General features: G+C 59.9%; 13 protein-coding genes. 7 read left to right on the top strand and 6 right to left on the bottom strand.

Going from position 1 to position 16,828, the window contains the following annotated elements; all coding sequences use genetic code 11:
• Positions 1 to 5: 5 nt before the first annotated feature.
• Entirely contained in the window at positions 6 to 1,577 is a 1,572-nt protein-coding gene (locus ACR0CG_RS12270) for a Re/Si-specific NAD(P)(+) transhydrogenase subunit alpha (protein WP_480525185.1), read from the bottom strand.
• A 131-nt stretch (positions 1,578 to 1,708) separates the two neighbouring features.
• Entirely contained in the window at positions 1,709 to 2,158 is a 450-nt protein-coding gene (locus tag ACR0CG_RS12265) for an isoprenylcysteine carboxylmethyltransferase family protein (RefSeq protein ID WP_321254091.1), read from the bottom strand.
• Positions 2,159 to 2,328: 170 nt separating this feature from the next.
• Between ACR0CG_RS12265 and kynU the strand changes: the two genes are divergently transcribed.
• A complete protein-coding gene (gene kynU, locus ACR0CG_RS12260) occupies positions 2,329 to 3,522 on the top strand; it encodes a kynureninase (protein ID WP_480525184.1) in 1,194 nt (397 codons plus the stop codon).
• Here kynU and ACR0CG_RS12255 read toward each other — a convergent pair.
• Complete coding sequence (locus tag ACR0CG_RS12255; protein WP_170615298.1) at positions 3,515 to 4,093, bottom strand: TetR/AcrR family transcriptional regulator; 579 nt, start codon at positions 4,091 to 4,093, stop codon at positions 3,515 to 3,517. The two genes, kynU and ACR0CG_RS12255, sit on opposite strands and share 8 nt — an antisense overlap.
• A 98-nt stretch (positions 4,094 to 4,191) precedes the next feature.
• On the opposite strand from ACR0CG_RS12255, the gene ACR0CG_RS12250 reads away from it, so the two are divergent.
• Positions 4,192 to 4,656 (top strand): (2Fe-2S)-binding protein, encoded by a 465-nt coding sequence (locus ACR0CG_RS12250; RefSeq protein ID WP_170806577.1) that lies wholly within the window; start codon positions 4,192 to 4,194, stop codon positions 4,654 to 4,656.
• 3 nt (positions 4,657 to 4,659) lie between these two features.
• Positions 4,660 to 6,900, top strand: a complete 2,241-nt coding sequence (locus ACR0CG_RS12245; protein ID WP_480525181.1) for a xanthine dehydrogenase family protein molybdopterin-binding subunit — start codon at positions 4,660 to 4,662, stop codon at positions 6,898 to 6,900.
• Between the two features lie 39 nt (positions 6,901 to 6,939).
• Here the strand turns inward: ACR0CG_RS12245 and ACR0CG_RS12240 are convergent, their stop codons facing one another.
• From ACR0CG_RS12240 to ACR0CG_RS12230, 3 genes are all read right to left on the bottom strand, one after another.
• Entirely contained in the window at positions 6,940 to 7,719 is a 780-nt protein-coding gene (locus ACR0CG_RS12240) for a gamma-glutamyl-gamma-aminobutyrate hydrolase family protein (protein ID WP_480525180.1), read from the bottom strand.
• Positions 7,720 to 7,950: 231 nt separating this feature from the next.
• The gene (locus tag ACR0CG_RS12235) at positions 7,951 to 8,376 is read right to left on the bottom strand and encodes a GlcG/HbpS family heme-binding protein (RefSeq protein WP_170615294.1); all 426 of its coding nucleotides are present in this window, start codon (positions 8,374 to 8,376) and stop codon (positions 7,951 to 7,953) included.
• Between the two features lie 82 nt (positions 8,377 to 8,458).
• A complete protein-coding gene (locus ACR0CG_RS12230; protein WP_480525178.1) occupies positions 8,459 to 10,594 on the bottom strand; it encodes a malate synthase G in 2,136 nt (711 codons plus the stop codon).
• A gap of 210 nt (positions 10,595 to 10,804) precedes the next feature.
• Between ACR0CG_RS12230 and pepN the strand changes: the two genes are divergently transcribed.
• From pepN to gatB, 4 genes are all read left to right on the top strand, one after another.
• A complete protein-coding gene (gene pepN / locus ACR0CG_RS12225) occupies positions 10,805 to 13,357 on the top strand; it encodes an aminopeptidase N (protein WP_480525177.1) in 2,553 nt (850 codons plus the stop codon).
• Positions 13,354 to 13,782, top strand: a complete 429-nt coding sequence (locus tag ACR0CG_RS12220) for a hypothetical protein (protein ID WP_480525175.1) — start codon at positions 13,354 to 13,356, stop codon at positions 13,780 to 13,782. Before pepN ends, ACR0CG_RS12220 begins: the two co-directional genes overlap by 4 nt.
• Positions 13,783 to 13,986: 204 nt before the next feature.
• Positions 13,987 to 15,174 carry a hypothetical protein gene (locus ACR0CG_RS12215; protein WP_480525173.1) on the top strand — a complete coding sequence of 396 codons (1,188 nt, stop codon included), beginning with the start codon at positions 13,987 to 13,989 and terminating at the stop codon, positions 15,172 to 15,174.
• Between the two features lie 99 nt (positions 15,175 to 15,273).
• Positions 15,274 to 16,785, top strand: a complete 1,512-nt coding sequence (gene gatB, locus ACR0CG_RS12210; protein ID WP_480525171.1) for an Asp-tRNA(Asn)/Glu-tRNA(Gln) amidotransferase subunit GatB — start codon at positions 15,274 to 15,276, stop codon at positions 16,783 to 16,785.
• Positions 16,786 to 16,828 lie beyond the last annotated feature (43 nt).

Raw genomic sequence — 16,828 nt, 5'->3', positions numbered from 1 at the left:
CCTCCTTAAGATTTCTGGAACATGGCAAGCATGCGCCGGGTTACGAGGAAGCCACCGAAGATGTTGATCCCGGCCATGAAGACGGACAGCGCCGCCAGCAGGATGACCAGGAAGGACCCCGACCCAATCTGCATCAAGGCCCCAACGATGATGATCGACGAGATCGCGTTGGTGATCGCCATCAGCGGGGTGTGCAGGCTGTGCGAAACGTTCCAGATCACCTGGAAGCCCACAAAGATCGCCAGCACAAAGACGATGAAGTGCTGCATGAAACTGGCCGGAGCGATCAGCCCCACCAGCAACATCAGCGCGCCGCCCACACCCAGCAGGGTAAACTGCTGCTTGGTCTGCGCCTTGAAGGCCGCAATCTCCTGCGCCTTCTTCTCTTCCGGGGTCAGTTCCTTGACTTCCGGTTTCTTCTGCGCCGCAATCGCCTGCACTTTGGGCGGCGGCGGCGGGAAGGTAATCTCGCCCACGAATGTCACAGTCGAGCCGCGGATCACGTCATCTTCCATGTCATGATTAATCTGACCGTCCTTTTCGGGCGTCAGGTCGGTCATCATGTGACGGATGTTGGTCGCATACAAAGACGAGGACTGTGCTGCCATCCGGCTGGGGAAGTCGGTGTAGCCGATGATGGTCACGCCATTGTCGGTCACGATCTTCTCGTCCGCCACGGTCAGCTTGCAGTTGCCGCCCTTTTCCGCCGCCAGATCGACGATCACCGAGCCGGGCTTCATGCTTTCAACCATGTCCTTGGTCCAAAGCTCGGGCGCTTCGCGGTTCGGGATCAGCGCCGTGGTGATGACGATGTCCATCTCGGGCGCAAGTTCGCGGAACTTGGCCAGCTGCGCGTTGCGGAACTCTTCGGACTGGACCGAGGCATAGCCACCGGTGGCCGCGCCGTCCTGCTGGTCTTCTTCAAAGTCCAGATAGACGAATTCAGCACCCATGGACTCGACCTGCTCGGCCACTTCCGGGCGCACGTCGAACGCATAGGTGATCGCGCCCAGCGAGGTCGAGGTCCCGATGGCCGCCAGACCGGCCACACCGGCGCCAACGATCAGCACCTTTGCAGGCGGCACTTTACCCGCCGCCGTCACCTGACCGGTGAAAAAGCGACCAAAGTTGTTGCCCGCCTCGATCACGGCGCGGTAACCCGCGATATTGGCCATCGACGATAGTGCGTCCATCTTCTGCGCGCGCGAAATACGCGGCACCATTTCCATGGCGATCACGTTTGCGCCCTTGGATTTGGCCAGTTCCATGCCTTCTTCGTTGCCCGCAGGGTTGAAGAACGAGATCAGCGTCTTGCCCTTGGTCAGCCGCTTCAATTCCACATCGGTCGGTTGGCGCACCTTGGCGACAATATCGGCCGCCTTCCAAAGCGCCGCCGCGGTCTTGACCACCTCGACACCCGCAGCCTCATAGGCCGCATCCGAGAACCCGGCAGCGGCACCCGCGCCCTTCTCGATCAGGCACTCATAGCCCAGCTTCTGCAATTGCACGGCAGAGTCCGGCGTCATCGCAACCCGGTTCTCTCCGTCCAGTCTTTCCTTCGGTGTGCCTATTTTCACCGGTGCTATCCCCCTAATTTTGACTCAATCTGAGCAGGTGGTCGGTATTGTTTGATAAGCAAACATGTATCCTGCGCAACATTATTTCGCAAGCGCAGCATTTTTGACGTTGGATCATCGCCGCAACCCACTCATATCCACCGCCGTGTTTCCCGTTCATAGCGGGCAAAATCGGCGCGGAATGTCCGGCGCAGACGGTCTTCTTCCGGCAGGATAAAACGGCGTTCCAGGACCCAGACAAAGACCGGCACCAAAACCAGCGAAAGCACTGCATCAAAACGCAGAATCAGACCGGCCAGGATCAGAACATCCCCCAGATAAATCGGATTGCGGCTGCGCTTGTAGATGCCCGATCGCACCATCGCGGTTGGTGTTTCGTGCGGAATAACGGTGGTTTTGTGGCGGCGGAATTCGACGATGGCCAACACGGCCAGAAGAATGCCCCCTCCGATCAGGATGCCACTCAAAAGATCGGTCAGGCCGCTTTCCAGCGACAGATCCAACGACAGATGACGTCCCTGCAGCCACGCGAGCACGGCGAATCCCAAAAGCCAGACGGGTGGTACATCAATCCGTTGCACGCACATTTCCTGTGATTGACGACACGCGCGATCATGTCGCTTCTGAACGACGTCCTACCGCTTTCGGGCCAAAATGGCAAAGCTCAGGATGTCGCATCGATGGACAGGCGGTTTCCGATCAGATAGGCCCGGGGAAACACTGATCCGAAGCACAATAAGATGAGCCCTGAATGACCGATTTTGCCGCAACCAAAGCCATGTTCGACCTGCCCGAGGGCGTGATTTATCTGGATGGCAATTCGCTCGGCCCTTTGCCCAAGGCGGCGGGCGCACGTGTGCAGGACATGATGGCCAACGAATGGGGGCAAATGCTGATCACCGGCTGGAACAAGGCAGGCTGGATGGGAATGCCGACCGGGCTGGGTGATCGTATAGGGCGGCTGATCGGGGCCGAACCCGGCAGCGTTGTGGTCGGCGACACATTGTCGATCAAGGTATATCAGGCCGTGGCGTCCGCGCTGGAGCTATGCCCCAACCGCAAGGTTGTTCTGTCGGACAACGGAAACTTCCCCTCGGACCTTTACATGGCGGACGGGCTTCTGCGCTCACTCGGACCGGATTATGAGTTGCGTGTGGTCGCCCCCGAAGACGTGGCCGCGAACATTGCCGAAGACGTTGCCGTTCTGATGCTGACGGAAGTGGACTATCGCTCGGGATGCATGCACGACATGAAGGCGCTGACGGAACAGGCGCATTCGAACGGCACAGTTACAGTCTGGGACCTGGCCCATTCCGCGGGCGCAATCCCCGTTGACCTGTCGGGCTGCAACGCAGATTTTGCAGTGGGCTGTACATACAAGTACCTCAACGGTGGTCCCGGCGCACCAGCCTTTATCTATGTCGCACCACGTCTGACTGACAGCGTCAGGCCGGCACTGTCCGGCTGGCTGGGTCACGAAGCGCCATTTGCCTTTGATCTGGATTACCGTCCGGGCAGCGGGATCGAAAGAATGCGGGTCGGCACCCCCCCGGTCATTCAGATGAGCGCGCTTGCATCAGCAATGGATGTCTGGGATCTGGCAGACATGAACGACGTGCGCGCCAAGTCCATCGAACTGACCGAGCTTTTCGTTGCGCGCGTCGAAGCCACCTGCCCTGGTCTGCATCTGGCCAGCCCGCGAGATCCGAACCTGCGCGGCAGTCAGGTCTCATTCCATTTCACCGAGGGCTATGCCGCGATGCAGGCCCTGATCGCGCGCGGCGTGATCGGAGATTTCCGGGCCCCGGACATAATGCGCTTTGGCTTCACGCCGCTCTACATCGATGAACAGGATGTCGAACGCGCGGTCGAAATCCTTGCAGATATCATGCAGAACAGATTGTGGGATGCGCCGGAATACAAAATTCGCCAGCGCGTCACCTGACCTCGAGCCCGGCGCCAAACAGGTCGGCCACCTGGCCAACCTGTTGTTCGTAAACCTCGGCACCCGCTCCGGTCAGTTTCAGCCCCTTGAGCGTCGCTGAAATGGTCCGGCCGGTTTCGACCGCGTCCGCGAACAACCGAACGCGCCCAGCTTGTTGTTGGTGTGACAGCCAGTCTGCGTAAAGCCCCGCCAGCATGGCCTCACCCTCCGAGATGATCTCGGAAGACATGGACTTGGTGTTATCCAGCAGTTCAAGCCCGTGCGGCAGCGCCAGAATGGCTGCCATTCCTTCGGTCTGCGCCCGTATTGCTCGCTTCAACACGTCCGGCACGGAACCGGGCGACGCCAGCGCGGCAGCAACCGCTGCGCTTTTTTCCGCATAGTAGAGTTCGGTCAGCTTTCTGACGATCGCTTCTTTGTTCTTGTAGTGCAGATACACGGCCGGTCGGGACATCCCCGCGCCCCGCGCTATGTCGTCCATTGATGTCTTGCGAAATCCGTACGTTGCAAATGCCTGAAAGGCCGAGTCCAGGATCGCTTTTTGCCGTATATCGCCAACTGCTTCTGTCATGCTCAAATTCGTGACATTTTTTGTTTATTTTGTCAATTGACATCCTGACACTTTTCAACAATTGTGTCATAAACCGCGACAGCTACGAGAGGTGCGCCATGGCGACCGCCCTTAAGATCAATGGAAAGCAGCATCAGATTGACCTGCCCGATGACGTCCCCCTGCTTTGGGTCTTGCGGGATGAGGTCGGCCTGACCGGGACCAAATTCGGCTGCGGCGTGGCAGCCTGTGGGGCCTGCACCGTCCATATTGATGGCGAGGCGGTACGCTCGTGCCAGGTTGCGCTATCGGACGTTTGGGGTGACGTGACCACAATAGAAGGTATCGGCACCCCGGACGCGATGGCGACCATACAGCAGGCCTGGGTCGATCATCAGGTCGCGCAATGCGGTTATTGCCAGTCAGGCCAGATCATGCAGGCCGCTGCGCTGCTGGCGGAAAACCCCGTCCCAAGCGACAGCGATATCGACGAGGCGATGCAGGGCAACCTGTGCCGCTGTGGCACCTATCCCCGCATTCGCGCCGCGATTCACGATGCGGCGTCCAAGATAAACGAGGCGTAAATTATGGCATCTGTTGGTAAAATCCTCCGCCGCACGTTCCTGATCGGTTCAGCCGCAATTGTCGGCGGCGTGGCGTTCGGCGCCTACTATGTCAGCCGCCCGGTCGCCAATCCGCTCAAACCTGGCAAAGGCGAGGCGGCGCTGAACCCGTTCGTTCTGATCGACCAGAACGGCGTTACCCTCTTTGCACCCCGCGCCGAGATGGGGCAGAGCGTGAAAACCACCTGGGCCGCACTGATCGCGGAAGAACTGGACGTGGATCTGGACCAGATCACCGTCCTGCACGGCCCGGCGGCGCAAGCGTATTACAACACGGCCATGATCGGTGAAGGCTTGCCGAACAAGGGCTACGACATCTCTGATTTCCAGCACAATCTGGGTGAAGCTTTGGGCGGGATCGGCAAAGTGCTCAGCCTGCATGTGACTGGCGGCTCGACCTCGATGAAGGACGGGTTCGAGCGGATGCGGGAAGCCGGTGCCTCGGCCCGCGAAACGCTGAAACAGGCTGCCGCCGACCGTCTGGGCGTGGACCGCAGTGCCCTGAAAACGGCCTCGGGCCATGTGGTTGCCCCGAATGGCGACAAGATACCCTACACCGAACTGGCCGGGGATGTGGCTAAGCTCGACCCGATCGAGGCACCGCTGCGTGACCCCTCGGAATGGCGTTACCTTGGCCGGCCCCAACCGCGTCTGGACATGGCCGAAAAGGCAACCGGCACCGCCGAATTCGCAATCGATGTACGCCTGCCCGGAATGAAGTTCGCCTCGGTCCGCATGAACCCGAAACTGGGTGGCCAGATGAACGGCTTTGACGACACCGCCGCGAAGTCAATGCCTGGGGTCGAGAAAATCGTCGACCTGGGCACCGGCGTTGCTGTCATTGCCACCAATACATGGCTGGCCAATCAGGCAGTCGAAGCCATTGACGTGGATTGGGGCGACGCGCCCTATCCGCCCGGGACAGAGGCAATCTTTGCCAGGATCAGCGAGGCGTTCGAGAACGACCCGAACTCGACCATGCGCGATGACGGCGACGTCAGCACTCTGCCGGAAGGCGCCACCGAGATTTCCGCAGAATACATCGTGCCCTACCTGGCCCACGCGACAATGGAACCGATGACGGCTGCCGCGCTGTTTTCCGGCAACAAGCTGGAATTCTGGGGCGGCAACCAGGCCCCGACCTTCATGCAGATCAAAATTGGCGAAGCGGCCAATCTCGAGACCGATGCGGTTGAGGTTCATACCACCTATCTGGGCGGGGGCTATGGCCGTCGGCTGGAGTTTGACTTTGGGGTCATCGCCACAAAAATCGCCTTGGCCATGCCGAACACTCCGGTTCTGACGACCTGGAGCCGGGAAGAGGACATGCGCCACGACTTCTATCGTCCCGGCGCAATGGCCCGGATGCGCGGTGCGGTCAAAGACGGTCAGGCGGTTCTGATTGACGGTCGGGTCGCCTCGCAATCCTGCACACATCAGGCCGTGTCTCGCGTGACCGGGTTCGCCGGCGGCGGCCCCGACAAGGTACTTGTCGAAGGGCTGTTCAACCAGCCATATGCCGTGCCGAACTATCGCATCAGCGGCCACATCGCCGATCTGGATATTCCCGTCGGCTTCTGGCGTTCGGTCGGCAACAGTCACAACGGGTTCTTCCACGAAACTTTCGTGGATGAAATGGCCCATGCCGCCGGCCGCGATCCACTGGAATTCCGGCTGGAGCTGATGAAGAGCGAACACGCGCCATCGGCCGGGTGTCTGGAAGCGGTGCGCGACATGTCGGGCTGGACCGGCCAGACCCCGGACGGAGTTGGCCGTGGGGTCGCCTTCACCTACAGCTTCGGCACTCCGGTAGCGCAAGTGATCGAAGTCGTTGACGAAGACGGCAGCATCCGCATCAGCAAGGCTTGGATTGCCTGCGATATGGGCATTGCGCTGGACCCCGATAACGTCAAGGCGCAGATGTTCGGCGGCATGATGTACGGCCTGTCAGCGGCCTGCTTTGGTGAAATAACCTTTGCCGATGGCGAGGTCGAACAGTTCAACTTCCCCGACTATGACGCCGTTCGTATGCACACGGCCCCGGAAGTCGAAGTGCGCGTACTGGAAACCAACCGTCACCTGGGCGGCGCAGGAGAACCCGGCACGCCGCCATCAATGCCGGCACTGGGCAACGCGCTGTTTGACCTAACCGGAGAACGCGCTCGGTCTCTGCCACTGATTAATCAGTTCAATCTGCTGGTTTGATGCAACCCGACCGGTCCCGTTTTGCGGGGCCAGCGCAAGTCACGCGGTTTGTTGAAACAGTCCAGCTTCCGATCCAGTCGCCCAGGCCCGCACCGCCGCTCCAAATGCTTCGAACAATGGCCGTGACACAGGATCATTCACAGCATCCCATTCCGGATGCCACTGCACGGACAGGGTGAACCCCGGGGCGTCTTTGACATAGATCGCCTCGGGTGTGCCGTCCGGTGCATGGCCGTCGATTTCGATCCTGTGGCCGACTGTCTTGATCCCCTGCCCGTGCAACGTATTGGTCATCACCTCGGTCGCGCCCATCAGGCGGTGGAACACACCACCCTCGGCCAGTGTCACGACATGGCGCAGGGCGAATTTCTCTTCCAGCGTGCCGTCGGGCGGCATCCGGTGGTTCATGCGCCCGGGCAGATCACGGATTTCGGGGTATAGCGTCCCACCCAATGCCACGTTGACTTCCTGAAACCCACGGCAAATTCCAAAAAACGGCTGACCTCGCTCAACACAGGCCCGGACCAGTGGCAAAGTTATCGCATCGCGCGCCCGGTCGAATTCCCCATGCGCTTCAGTGGCCAGTTCGCCATACTCCTCCGGGTGAACATTGGGGCGCCCACCTGTCAGCAGGAAGCCGTCGCAGACCTCAAGCAGTTCATCGACGGCTACATATCTGGGGTCTGCCGGGATCAGCATCGGCAGGCAACCCGAAACATTCGCCACCGCATCGGAATTCATCGTACCGCCGGCATGCGTCGGGTATTGATCGTTCATCAGATACGAGTTACCGATGATACCAACCACGGGTCGTGACATTGTTGTTTTCCAAAACGTTTCCAGATCTAGCTGAAAACTATCGGCAGCAGATGAGACGTGCAATAGCACACACCCTGCATCTCAGCGCAAGCTCCTGTTCACAACTGCACAATTTTTTCCAATTTTCGATCAATATTCAGGAAACTGTTCCAGCAATGTCACCAATAGAGGGAATAAGTTCCTAATGGCGGTTCTTCAGCCTCCACACCGGCCACGACATAACGTTGCGTGTCAGATCTCGCCCGTCAGACCCGCGGCTTCGATGCCAGCCAGGGCCGCCGCCGCGTCGTTGTCCGACGTATCGCCGGTCACCCCAACCGCACCAATTACGGCACCCTTTTTGTCGCGCAGCAGGACGCCACCCGGAACAGGCACGACCTGACCGCCATAAACGCCATTTACCGCCGCCATGAAATAGGCCTGAGCCTCGGCGCGCTGCATCTGCGCAGTACCCGCCATGCCCAACATGACCGCCCCATAGGCCTTGCCGTGCGCTATTCCAAAGCGCCCCGGGGCCGCGCCGTCCTCACGCTCGAATGCGATGACGTGACCGCCGGCATCCAACACAACCACCGAGAGTGGCTTCAACTCCATCTCATGCGCTTTTTCCAACGACTTTCGAATGATGGTGCGCGCCTTGCGCAAGGAAATAGCCATCCCTGATCCCTTTCATCTGGCCCAAAATATCCTCGGGGGAGCGCGAGGGGGCAGACAGCCCCCTCGTTCCCGCCCGTGCAACTCAACCCAAACTGGCTTTCTTTTCCAGCCGCCGTGCATGCAAAACCGGCTCGGTATAGCCCGAGGGCTGCACCCGCCCCTTGAAAACCAGATCGCAAGCCGCCTGAAAGGCGATACCATCAAAACCGGGCGCAATGGGAGAATATTCCGGATCATCCGCATTCTGGCGATCGACGACGGCGGCCATCTTGCGCATTGCGGCCATCACCTGGCCTTCGTCAATCACATCATGATGCAGCCAGTTGGCCAGCGCTTGCGAAGAAATCCGGCAGGTCGCGCGGTCCTCCATCAGGCCAATGTCATGAATGTCCGGCACTTTCGAGCATCCGACACCCTGATCGACCCATCGCACCACATAACCCAGAATGCCTTGCGCGTTGTTCTCGACCTCACGAGTGATTTCCTCTTCGCTCAGGTTGCGCCCGCCCAGCAGGGGCACGGTCAGCAGATCCTCAAGCGTGCCGCGCGCGCCGCCGGCCGCCAGTTCGTCCTGACGGGCCAGAACATCAACCTTGTGATAGTGGGTCGCATGCAGTGTAGCGGCGGTTGGCGAAGGCACCCAGGCACAGGTCGCGCCGGATTTCGGGTGGCCGATCTTTTGGTCCAGCATGTCGCCCATCCGGTCGGGCATCGCCCACATGCCCTTTCCGATCTGAGCCTTGCCCTTCAGGCCGCAGGCCAGACCGATATCAACGTTGCGATCCTCATAGGACGCAATCCAGGGCGTGTTCTTGATGTCGCCTTTCGGCAGCATCGGGCCGGCCTCCATCGAGGTGTGAATCTCATCCCCGGTGCGGTCCAGAAAGCCGGTGTTGATAAAGGCCACCCGCGATTTTGCAGCGCGGATACATTCCTTTAGATTGACCGACGTACGGCGCTCCTCATCCATGATGCCCAGTTTCACTGTGTTGCGCGGCAAGCCCAGAATATCCTCGACCATGTCGAAAATTTCGACCGAGAACGCCACTTCTTCCGGCCCGTGCATCTTGGGCTTGACCACGTAAACCGACCCTTCGACCGAGTTGCCCCCCTCGCGCCGCAGATCGTGCATCGCGATCAGCGTGGTGCAAAGCGCATCCATCAACCCCTCGCCGATCTCATTACCCTCGCCATCCAGAACGGCGGAGTTGGTCATCAGATGGCCGACGTTTCGGATCAACATCAGCGAGCGGCCCTTCAGCGCCGCGGTTTCGCCGCCAACGGCGGTGTATTCAACGTCGCCAGCCAGCTTTCGGGTGAATGTCCGGCCACCTTTCGAAACCTCTTCGGTCAGGTCGCCCTTCATCAGACCCAGCCAGTTGCTGTAGGCCACAACCTTGTCGGCGGCATCCACGCAAGCCACCGAATCCTCGCAGTCCATGATAGTGGACAGCGCCGATTCCAGGCGCACATCAGCGATGCCTGCGGGGTCGGAGGCACCAATATTGCTGGACGGGTCGATCATGATCTGCACGTGAAGACCGTTATTCTTCAGTACCACGAACTCAGGCTTGTCAGCGGAACCGCCAAAGCCAACGAAACCTGCGGGATCGGCCAGCGCGGGCACCAGCGCACCGCCTTCGACGCTCAGGTCCGAAACGTCGGACCACGAACTATTTTCCAGCGGTACTGCGTCATCCAGAAACGCCTTGGCCCATGCGATCACGCGGGCACCCCGTGCGGTATCGTATCCTTTACCCTCGGGCAGATCGCCCATCGCGTCAGTGCCATAAAGCGCATCATACAGGCTGCCCCACCGCGCGTTGGCGGCGTTCAGCGCAAAGCGGGCGTTGGTGATTGGCACCACCAGCTGAGGTCCGGGCGTCAGAGCGATCTCCGGATCGACCTTGGCGGTTTCGATCTGAAAATCGGCACCTTCCTCGACAAGGTATCCAATCTCTCGCAGGAAAGCCTGATACGCGGCGGCATCATGATCCTGCCCCGTTCGGGCCAGATGCCAGCCGTCGACCCGGCCTTGGATCTCGGCCCGTTTTGCCAGCAACGCTTTGTTCTTCGGCCCCAGCTCCTGAACCATCCGGGACAGACCCGACCAAAAATCCTCGGATGAAAGGCCCGTTCCGGGCAGCGCCCGGTTTTCGATGAAATCTGCCAGTTCAACGGCGATCTGCAAACCGTTCCGGGCTTCTCTACTGCTCATATTCGACATCTCCCGCAATTGTACGCCACTGTATGCCGGCTTCAATTAGAGCGGAAGTTTCCGATAGGCAACATATTCGCCATCGCTTTTCGGCGGACCTGCCGGATTGGCGTGGCGTCAGCACGCCGGATTTACGTGCCCGGCACCGCTTGCAGCGCATCGCCGCAACCCATAACGTCGCGCCAGACATGAACCGATGCGAGGCCCCCGATGCGCGACGCCGCCCCCACCACAATCTATCTGAAAGACTACACGCCCTTCGGCTATCTGGTGGACAGTGTGCATCTGACCTTTGATCTGGCCGAACACGCCACGCGCGTCACATCGCGCATCGCATTCCACCCCAATCCCCAAGCAACGGACCGAACCTTTTTCCTGCACGGCGAGGATCTGAAACTGATCCGCGCCGCCATTGATGGCGCGGACATCGCGCCACAGGTCACCGACAAGGGCCTGACTGCGGATGCACCGGATGCGCCGTTCGTGTGGGAGGCCGAAGTCGAGATTGACCCGGGCAACAACACCGCGCTTGAGGGGCTTTACATGTCGAACGGCATGTACTGCACGCAGTGCGAGGCCGAGGGGTTCCGCAAGATCACTTTCTACCCCGACCGCCCGGATGTGATGTCGACCTTCACCGTGCGGATAAATGGCGACCTGCCCGTGCTTCTGTCCAATGGCAACCCCACGGCCAAAGGCGAAGGCTGGGCCGAATGGACCGACCCATGGCCCAAACCCGCTTATCTGTTTGCACTGGTCGCGGGCGACCTGATCGCCCATCCCGACCGGTTCACTACCATGTCGGGCCGGGACGTGGACCTGAAGCTTTGGGTTCGTCCGGGCGACGAGGGCAAATGCGCCTTTGGCATGGAAGCGCTGAAGAAGTCGATGAAATGGGACGAAGATGTCTATGGCCGCGAATACGATCTGGATGTGTTCAACATCGTGGCCGTCGATGATTTCAACATGGGCGCGATGGAGAACAAGGGGCTGAACATCTTCAACTCCTCCGCCGTGCTGGCCAGCCCCGAAACTTCGACCGACGCCAATTTCGAACGGATCGAAGCGATCATCGCGCATGAGTACTTCCACAACTGGACCGGCAACCGGATCACCTGCCGCGACTGGTTCCAATTGTGCCTGAAAGAGGGTCTGACCGTCTTCCGCGATGCGCAGTTTACGTCCGACATGCGCTCGGCCCCGGTCAAGCGCATCCACGACGCCATAGACCTGCGCGCACGGCAATTCCCCGAGGATAACGGGCCGCTATCGCACCCCGTTCGGCCCGAAAGCTTCCAGGAGATCAACAACTTCTACACCGCGACCGTCTACGAAAAAGGCGCCGAGGTAATCGGCATGCTGAAACGGCTGGTGGGGGATGAGGCCTATTCCAGGGCGCTTGACCTTTATTTTGACCGCCATGACGGGCAGGCCTGCACCATCGAGGACTGGATCCAGGTGTTTGAGGATACCGCCAGCCGCGACCTGAGCCAGTTCAAGCGCTGGTACAGCCAGTCAGGAACCCCACGTGTAGCGGTAACAGAGGACTGGGCCGATGGCACCTATACGCTGACCCTCAGCCAGCGGACAGAACCCACACCGGGTCAGACCGAGAAGTTGCCGCAGGTGATCCCCGTTGCTGTTGGCCTTTTGGGGCCGAACGGCGACGAGGTGCGCACAACTGAAATGCTGGAATTGACGGAAGCGGAACAGAGCTTTGCCTTTACCGGTCTGGCCGCCAAACCAACGCCATCGATCCTGCGTGATTTCTCGGCGCCAGTGATCCTGGAACACGATCAGACCAATGCCGAACGCGCGTTCCTGCTGGCCCATGACACCGACCCGTTCAACCGCTGGCAGGCGGGACGCTCACTGGCGCAGGACACACTGCTGCGCATGATATCCGAAGACGCCACCCCGGACTCCGATTATCTGGACGGGTTGCTGGCCGTGCTGCGCAACCGGGATCTTGATCCGGCTTACCGCGCCCTGATGCTGGGACTGCCAACGCAATCGGAACTCGCTACCGCCTTGTTCGACCGTGGTGAAACACCAGATCCAATGGCGATCTGGAGTGCGGTCGAGACATTGCGGCAAGCCACAGCGCAACATGTGCAGGACCTGCTGCCCCGCCTGCACAGCGAAGCCCTGGTTCAGACCCCCTACAGCCCCGACGCGGAGCAATCCGGCAAACGCGCACTGGGCAGCGCCGCTCTGTCGCTGACTTCGCGCCTGGACGGCGGTGCCAAGGCAGTAGAAGAGTATGGCGCAGCCAACAACATGACCCTTCAACTCTCGGCCCTGGCCTGTCTTTTGCGGGCCGGAAAAGGTGAGACGGAACTGGCCGGATTTTACACGCAGTGGCAGCACGACCGGCTGGTCGTGGACAAATGGGTCGGCCTGCAGGTCGCGATGGCCGCGCCCGATGCGGTGCCAGATACCGCGCACAATCTGACCGAACATGCCGATTTCAACTGGAAGAATCCCAACAGGTTCCGCGCAGTAATGGGCGCGCTGGCAATGAACCACGCCGGGTTCCATCAGGCCGACGGCGCAGGTTATGCCCTGCTGGCGGACTGGCTGATCCGGCTTGACCCGGTCAACCCGCAGACCACCGCGCGCATGTGCTCGGCCTTCCAGACATGGAAGCGGTATGACGGTGACCGTCAGACCCTGATGCGCGCACAACTGACACGCATCCAGGATACCCCAAACCTGTCGCGGGACACCGGGGAAATGGTGTCACGCATACTCGACGCATGACGCCCTTTACCTTCACCCGGCAAAACCGCGCGCCCCGCGCTGTACTGATCCTGATCGGCGTCTTTGCGGGGCTGATATCGCTCGTGATCTTTTTCAACGCCGCACTATGGCTGGTCGGGGTGCTGGCGCTTGCCACGCTGCCGGCCATCTGGGACATCGTGAAAGACACCAGCGCCGGGCTGACGCTGGACCGGGATTGCCTCAGGTGGCATTCGGGCGGGCGCGAAGGTGAAATCGACCTGAACGAGATCGATTTTTTCCGCTTCGACACACGTTGGGACTTCTCGGTTCGCGTCTCTTTAATGTTGAGATCAGGCAAGCGTATCCGGCTGCCGGATGAGTCGGTTCCGCCGCACCGGGCCTTCGAAAACACTTTGGAAAACGCCGGTTTTCGGGTTGAGCGTCATCATTTTACAGTTTTTTGAAACGATGCGCCACCACAGGCCGGATTGGCGCGGGATTCTGAAGTGTTTCAGGCAATTTACTTGAACTGACGCTGATTTACAGCCAGACTTCCGCTGTAAGTTACGTTTTTTGTTACAGTTCCGAGTTTCGCCATGTTCAGGTCATTCAGGGCTCATCTTGCCCGTTTCACAAATCCTTCCCGGCAAATTGCGCCGCCAAACAAGGTGGCAGCAGATGCTGTCGCCGCCGTTCTGCCTGATCAGGGTCAGCTTAACATTCCCGTTGCACAACTAAACGCTGGCGACTTCGTGGGACGCACCACTATTGAACGCGGCCGTCACCTGGCCCGGCAGGACCGGTGGGAAGATCTGTCCGCGGAAATGCGGGCAGCTGATGCAGCGCGCGACACCGCGCCCGACGGGTTGCCGATTGCTGATTTGCTGGCATTCGGTGCACGCTCGGATGTGGTTCTGGCCGCTGAACATGCATTGTCGGATGGCAAGGCCCTGTCAGACTATGATCTGCTAGGAGGCGTCGCCGATCTGGAAGACGTGATGCAGGAACACCTCGGCAACCCGATGATAGCCCTGATCGTTGCACTTGCACATATTGATCTTGCCTGGGCATGGCGGGGAACGGCGCTGGATGCGACCTTGCCACCGCTGCACCGGTCGCGCTGCGCAGCGCATTTTGACCGGGCGGCGGCTATTCTGCCCAAGTGCAACGCCGCGTTGCCAGACAGCCCGTTGGTTGCTGCTGCAGGCTGCGCCCTGCTGGCCGGTCAACGCCGCACGTCGGTTCGGGTAGCAGACGAGTACGAGCGGCTGATCGCGCTGGACCCCGAAAACCAGCGTCACATGCGCGCCATGGGCAGCCATCTGCTGCCGCGCTGGTTTGGCAGCTATGAAGAGCTTGAGGTTCAGGCCCTGCGCAACGCCGCCAGAACGCAAAAAATATGGGGCGCCGGGGGATATACCTGGGTCCAATTCGATGCGATTGCCCTGGATGAGGAAGCCTGCGCTCGGGTCGATATCGAGTTCTTCCTGGAGGGGCTGCACGACATCTTGGAGCGTCGTCCGGACCAGCAGACCATCAACATGCTGTCGGCCTATTGCGCCATTACCGTGCAAAACGGCGTGGGCCTGAACGAAAAAGCCGATCTTGTCCGCTCGCAACTGCGCGAGGCGGCAAACTGGCTGATCCGCGATCATCTGACCGAACTGCATCCGCTGATCTGGGCGCATGCGGCCGCCGGGTTCAACAATTCGGTCCGCGTACCTTCGCCCGAGCGGTTCGCCGCGCGCGGGCACCGGGACGCATTGCGGGCCATCGCCGATCTGTTTCGCGAGGAACTCAACAGCGGCAAGGACGTGACATTTACCTCGTCGGGCCTGCAACTTTCACGGAACTGAACCGGCAAAAGACTGGAAATCACAGCCATTCCCCCTTGCTCCTCTGACGTGCCGGGCCTAATACGCTGGCCTAGACTTTCTGCGGATATGAGGCGCGCCATGCTCGACCTGACATACGAAATGCCCAAACCCAAGACCATTGCCGGGGCCAAGCACGACTGGGAACTGGTAATCGGGATGGAAGTGCATGCGCAGGTCTCGTCCAATGCCAAACTGTTTTCGGGCGCGTCGACAAAATTCGGGGCTGAACCGAACGCAAACGTTGCTTTCGTGGACGCGGCAATGCCGGGCATGCTGCCGGTGATCAACGAGTATTGCGTGGAACAGGCGGTGCGGACCGGGCTGGGCCTGAAGGCAGACATCAATCTGAAATCGGCCTTTGACCGCAAGAACTATTTCTACCCCGATCTGCCGCAGGGATACCAGATTTCCCAGCTTTATCATCCGATTGTGGGTGAGGGCGAAGTGCTGGTCGAGATGGGTGACGGCACCGCACGCAAGGTGCGGATCGAACGTATCCACATGGAGCAGGACGCGGGCAAATCGATCCACGACATGGACCCGCATATGTCCTTCGTCGATCTGAACCGGACCGGCGTTTGCCTGATGGAAATCGTGTCGCGTCCCGACATCCGTGGCCCCGAAGAAGCCGCCGCCTATATCGCCAAGCTGCGCCAGATCATGCGCTATCTGGGTACCTGCGACGGCAACATGCAGAACGGCAACCTGCGGGCGGACGTAAACGTCTCGATCTGCTTGCCGGGCGCGTATGAGAAGTATCAGGAAACGCAGGACTTCTCGCATCTGGGCACACGGTGCGAGATTAAGAACATGAACTCGATGCGTTTCATCCAGCAGGCCATCGAAGTGGAAGCCCGCCGTCAGATCGCCATCGTCGAAGCTGGCGGCAAGATCGATCAGGAAACCCGCCTGTACGATCCGGACAAGGGCGAGACGCGGTCCATGCGGTCCAAGGAAGAAGCGCATGATTACCGCTATTTCCCGGATCCCGACCTGCTGCCGCTTGAGATCGAGCAGGCGTGGGTGGACGATATCGCCGCCAATCTGCCGGAACTGCCGGACGGCAAAAAAGCGCGCTTTATCAGCGAGTTCGGGCTGACTGATTATGACGCCTCGGTGCTGACTGCCGAGGTGGAATCGGCAGCGTATTTCGAAGAAGTCGCCAAGGGACGCAGCGGTAAACTGGCCGCGAACTGGGTCATCAACGAGCTGTTCGGCCGGTTGAAGAAAGAAGATCACGACATCACTGAGTCGCCGGTTTCGCCAGCGCAGCTGGGAAGTATCATCGATCTGATTTCGTCGGACGCCATCTCGGGCAAAATCGCCAAGGATCTGTTTGAAATCGTCTATACCGAAGGCGGGGACCCGGCACAGATTGTCGAAGAACGCGGCATGAAACAGGTGACGGATACCGGCGCGATTGAAACGGCTTTGGACGAGATCATCGCCGCCAACCCGGCGCAGGTCGAGAAGGCGAAAGTGAACCCGAAACTGGCCGGATGGTTTGTCGGTCAGGTGATGAAGGCGACCGGTGGCAAGGCCAACCCGAAGGCCGTCAACGAATTGGTCAGCAAAAAGCTGGGTTCGTAAATCTTCGGGTTTGCACGTCGCGCACGGCCCACGGTGTGCATTT

The organism is Ruegeria sp. AB8 (assembly GCF_056542605.1).
Note: the sequence above shows the minus strand (reverse complement) of the source record. Positions and strands in the feature narration are given on the sequence as shown.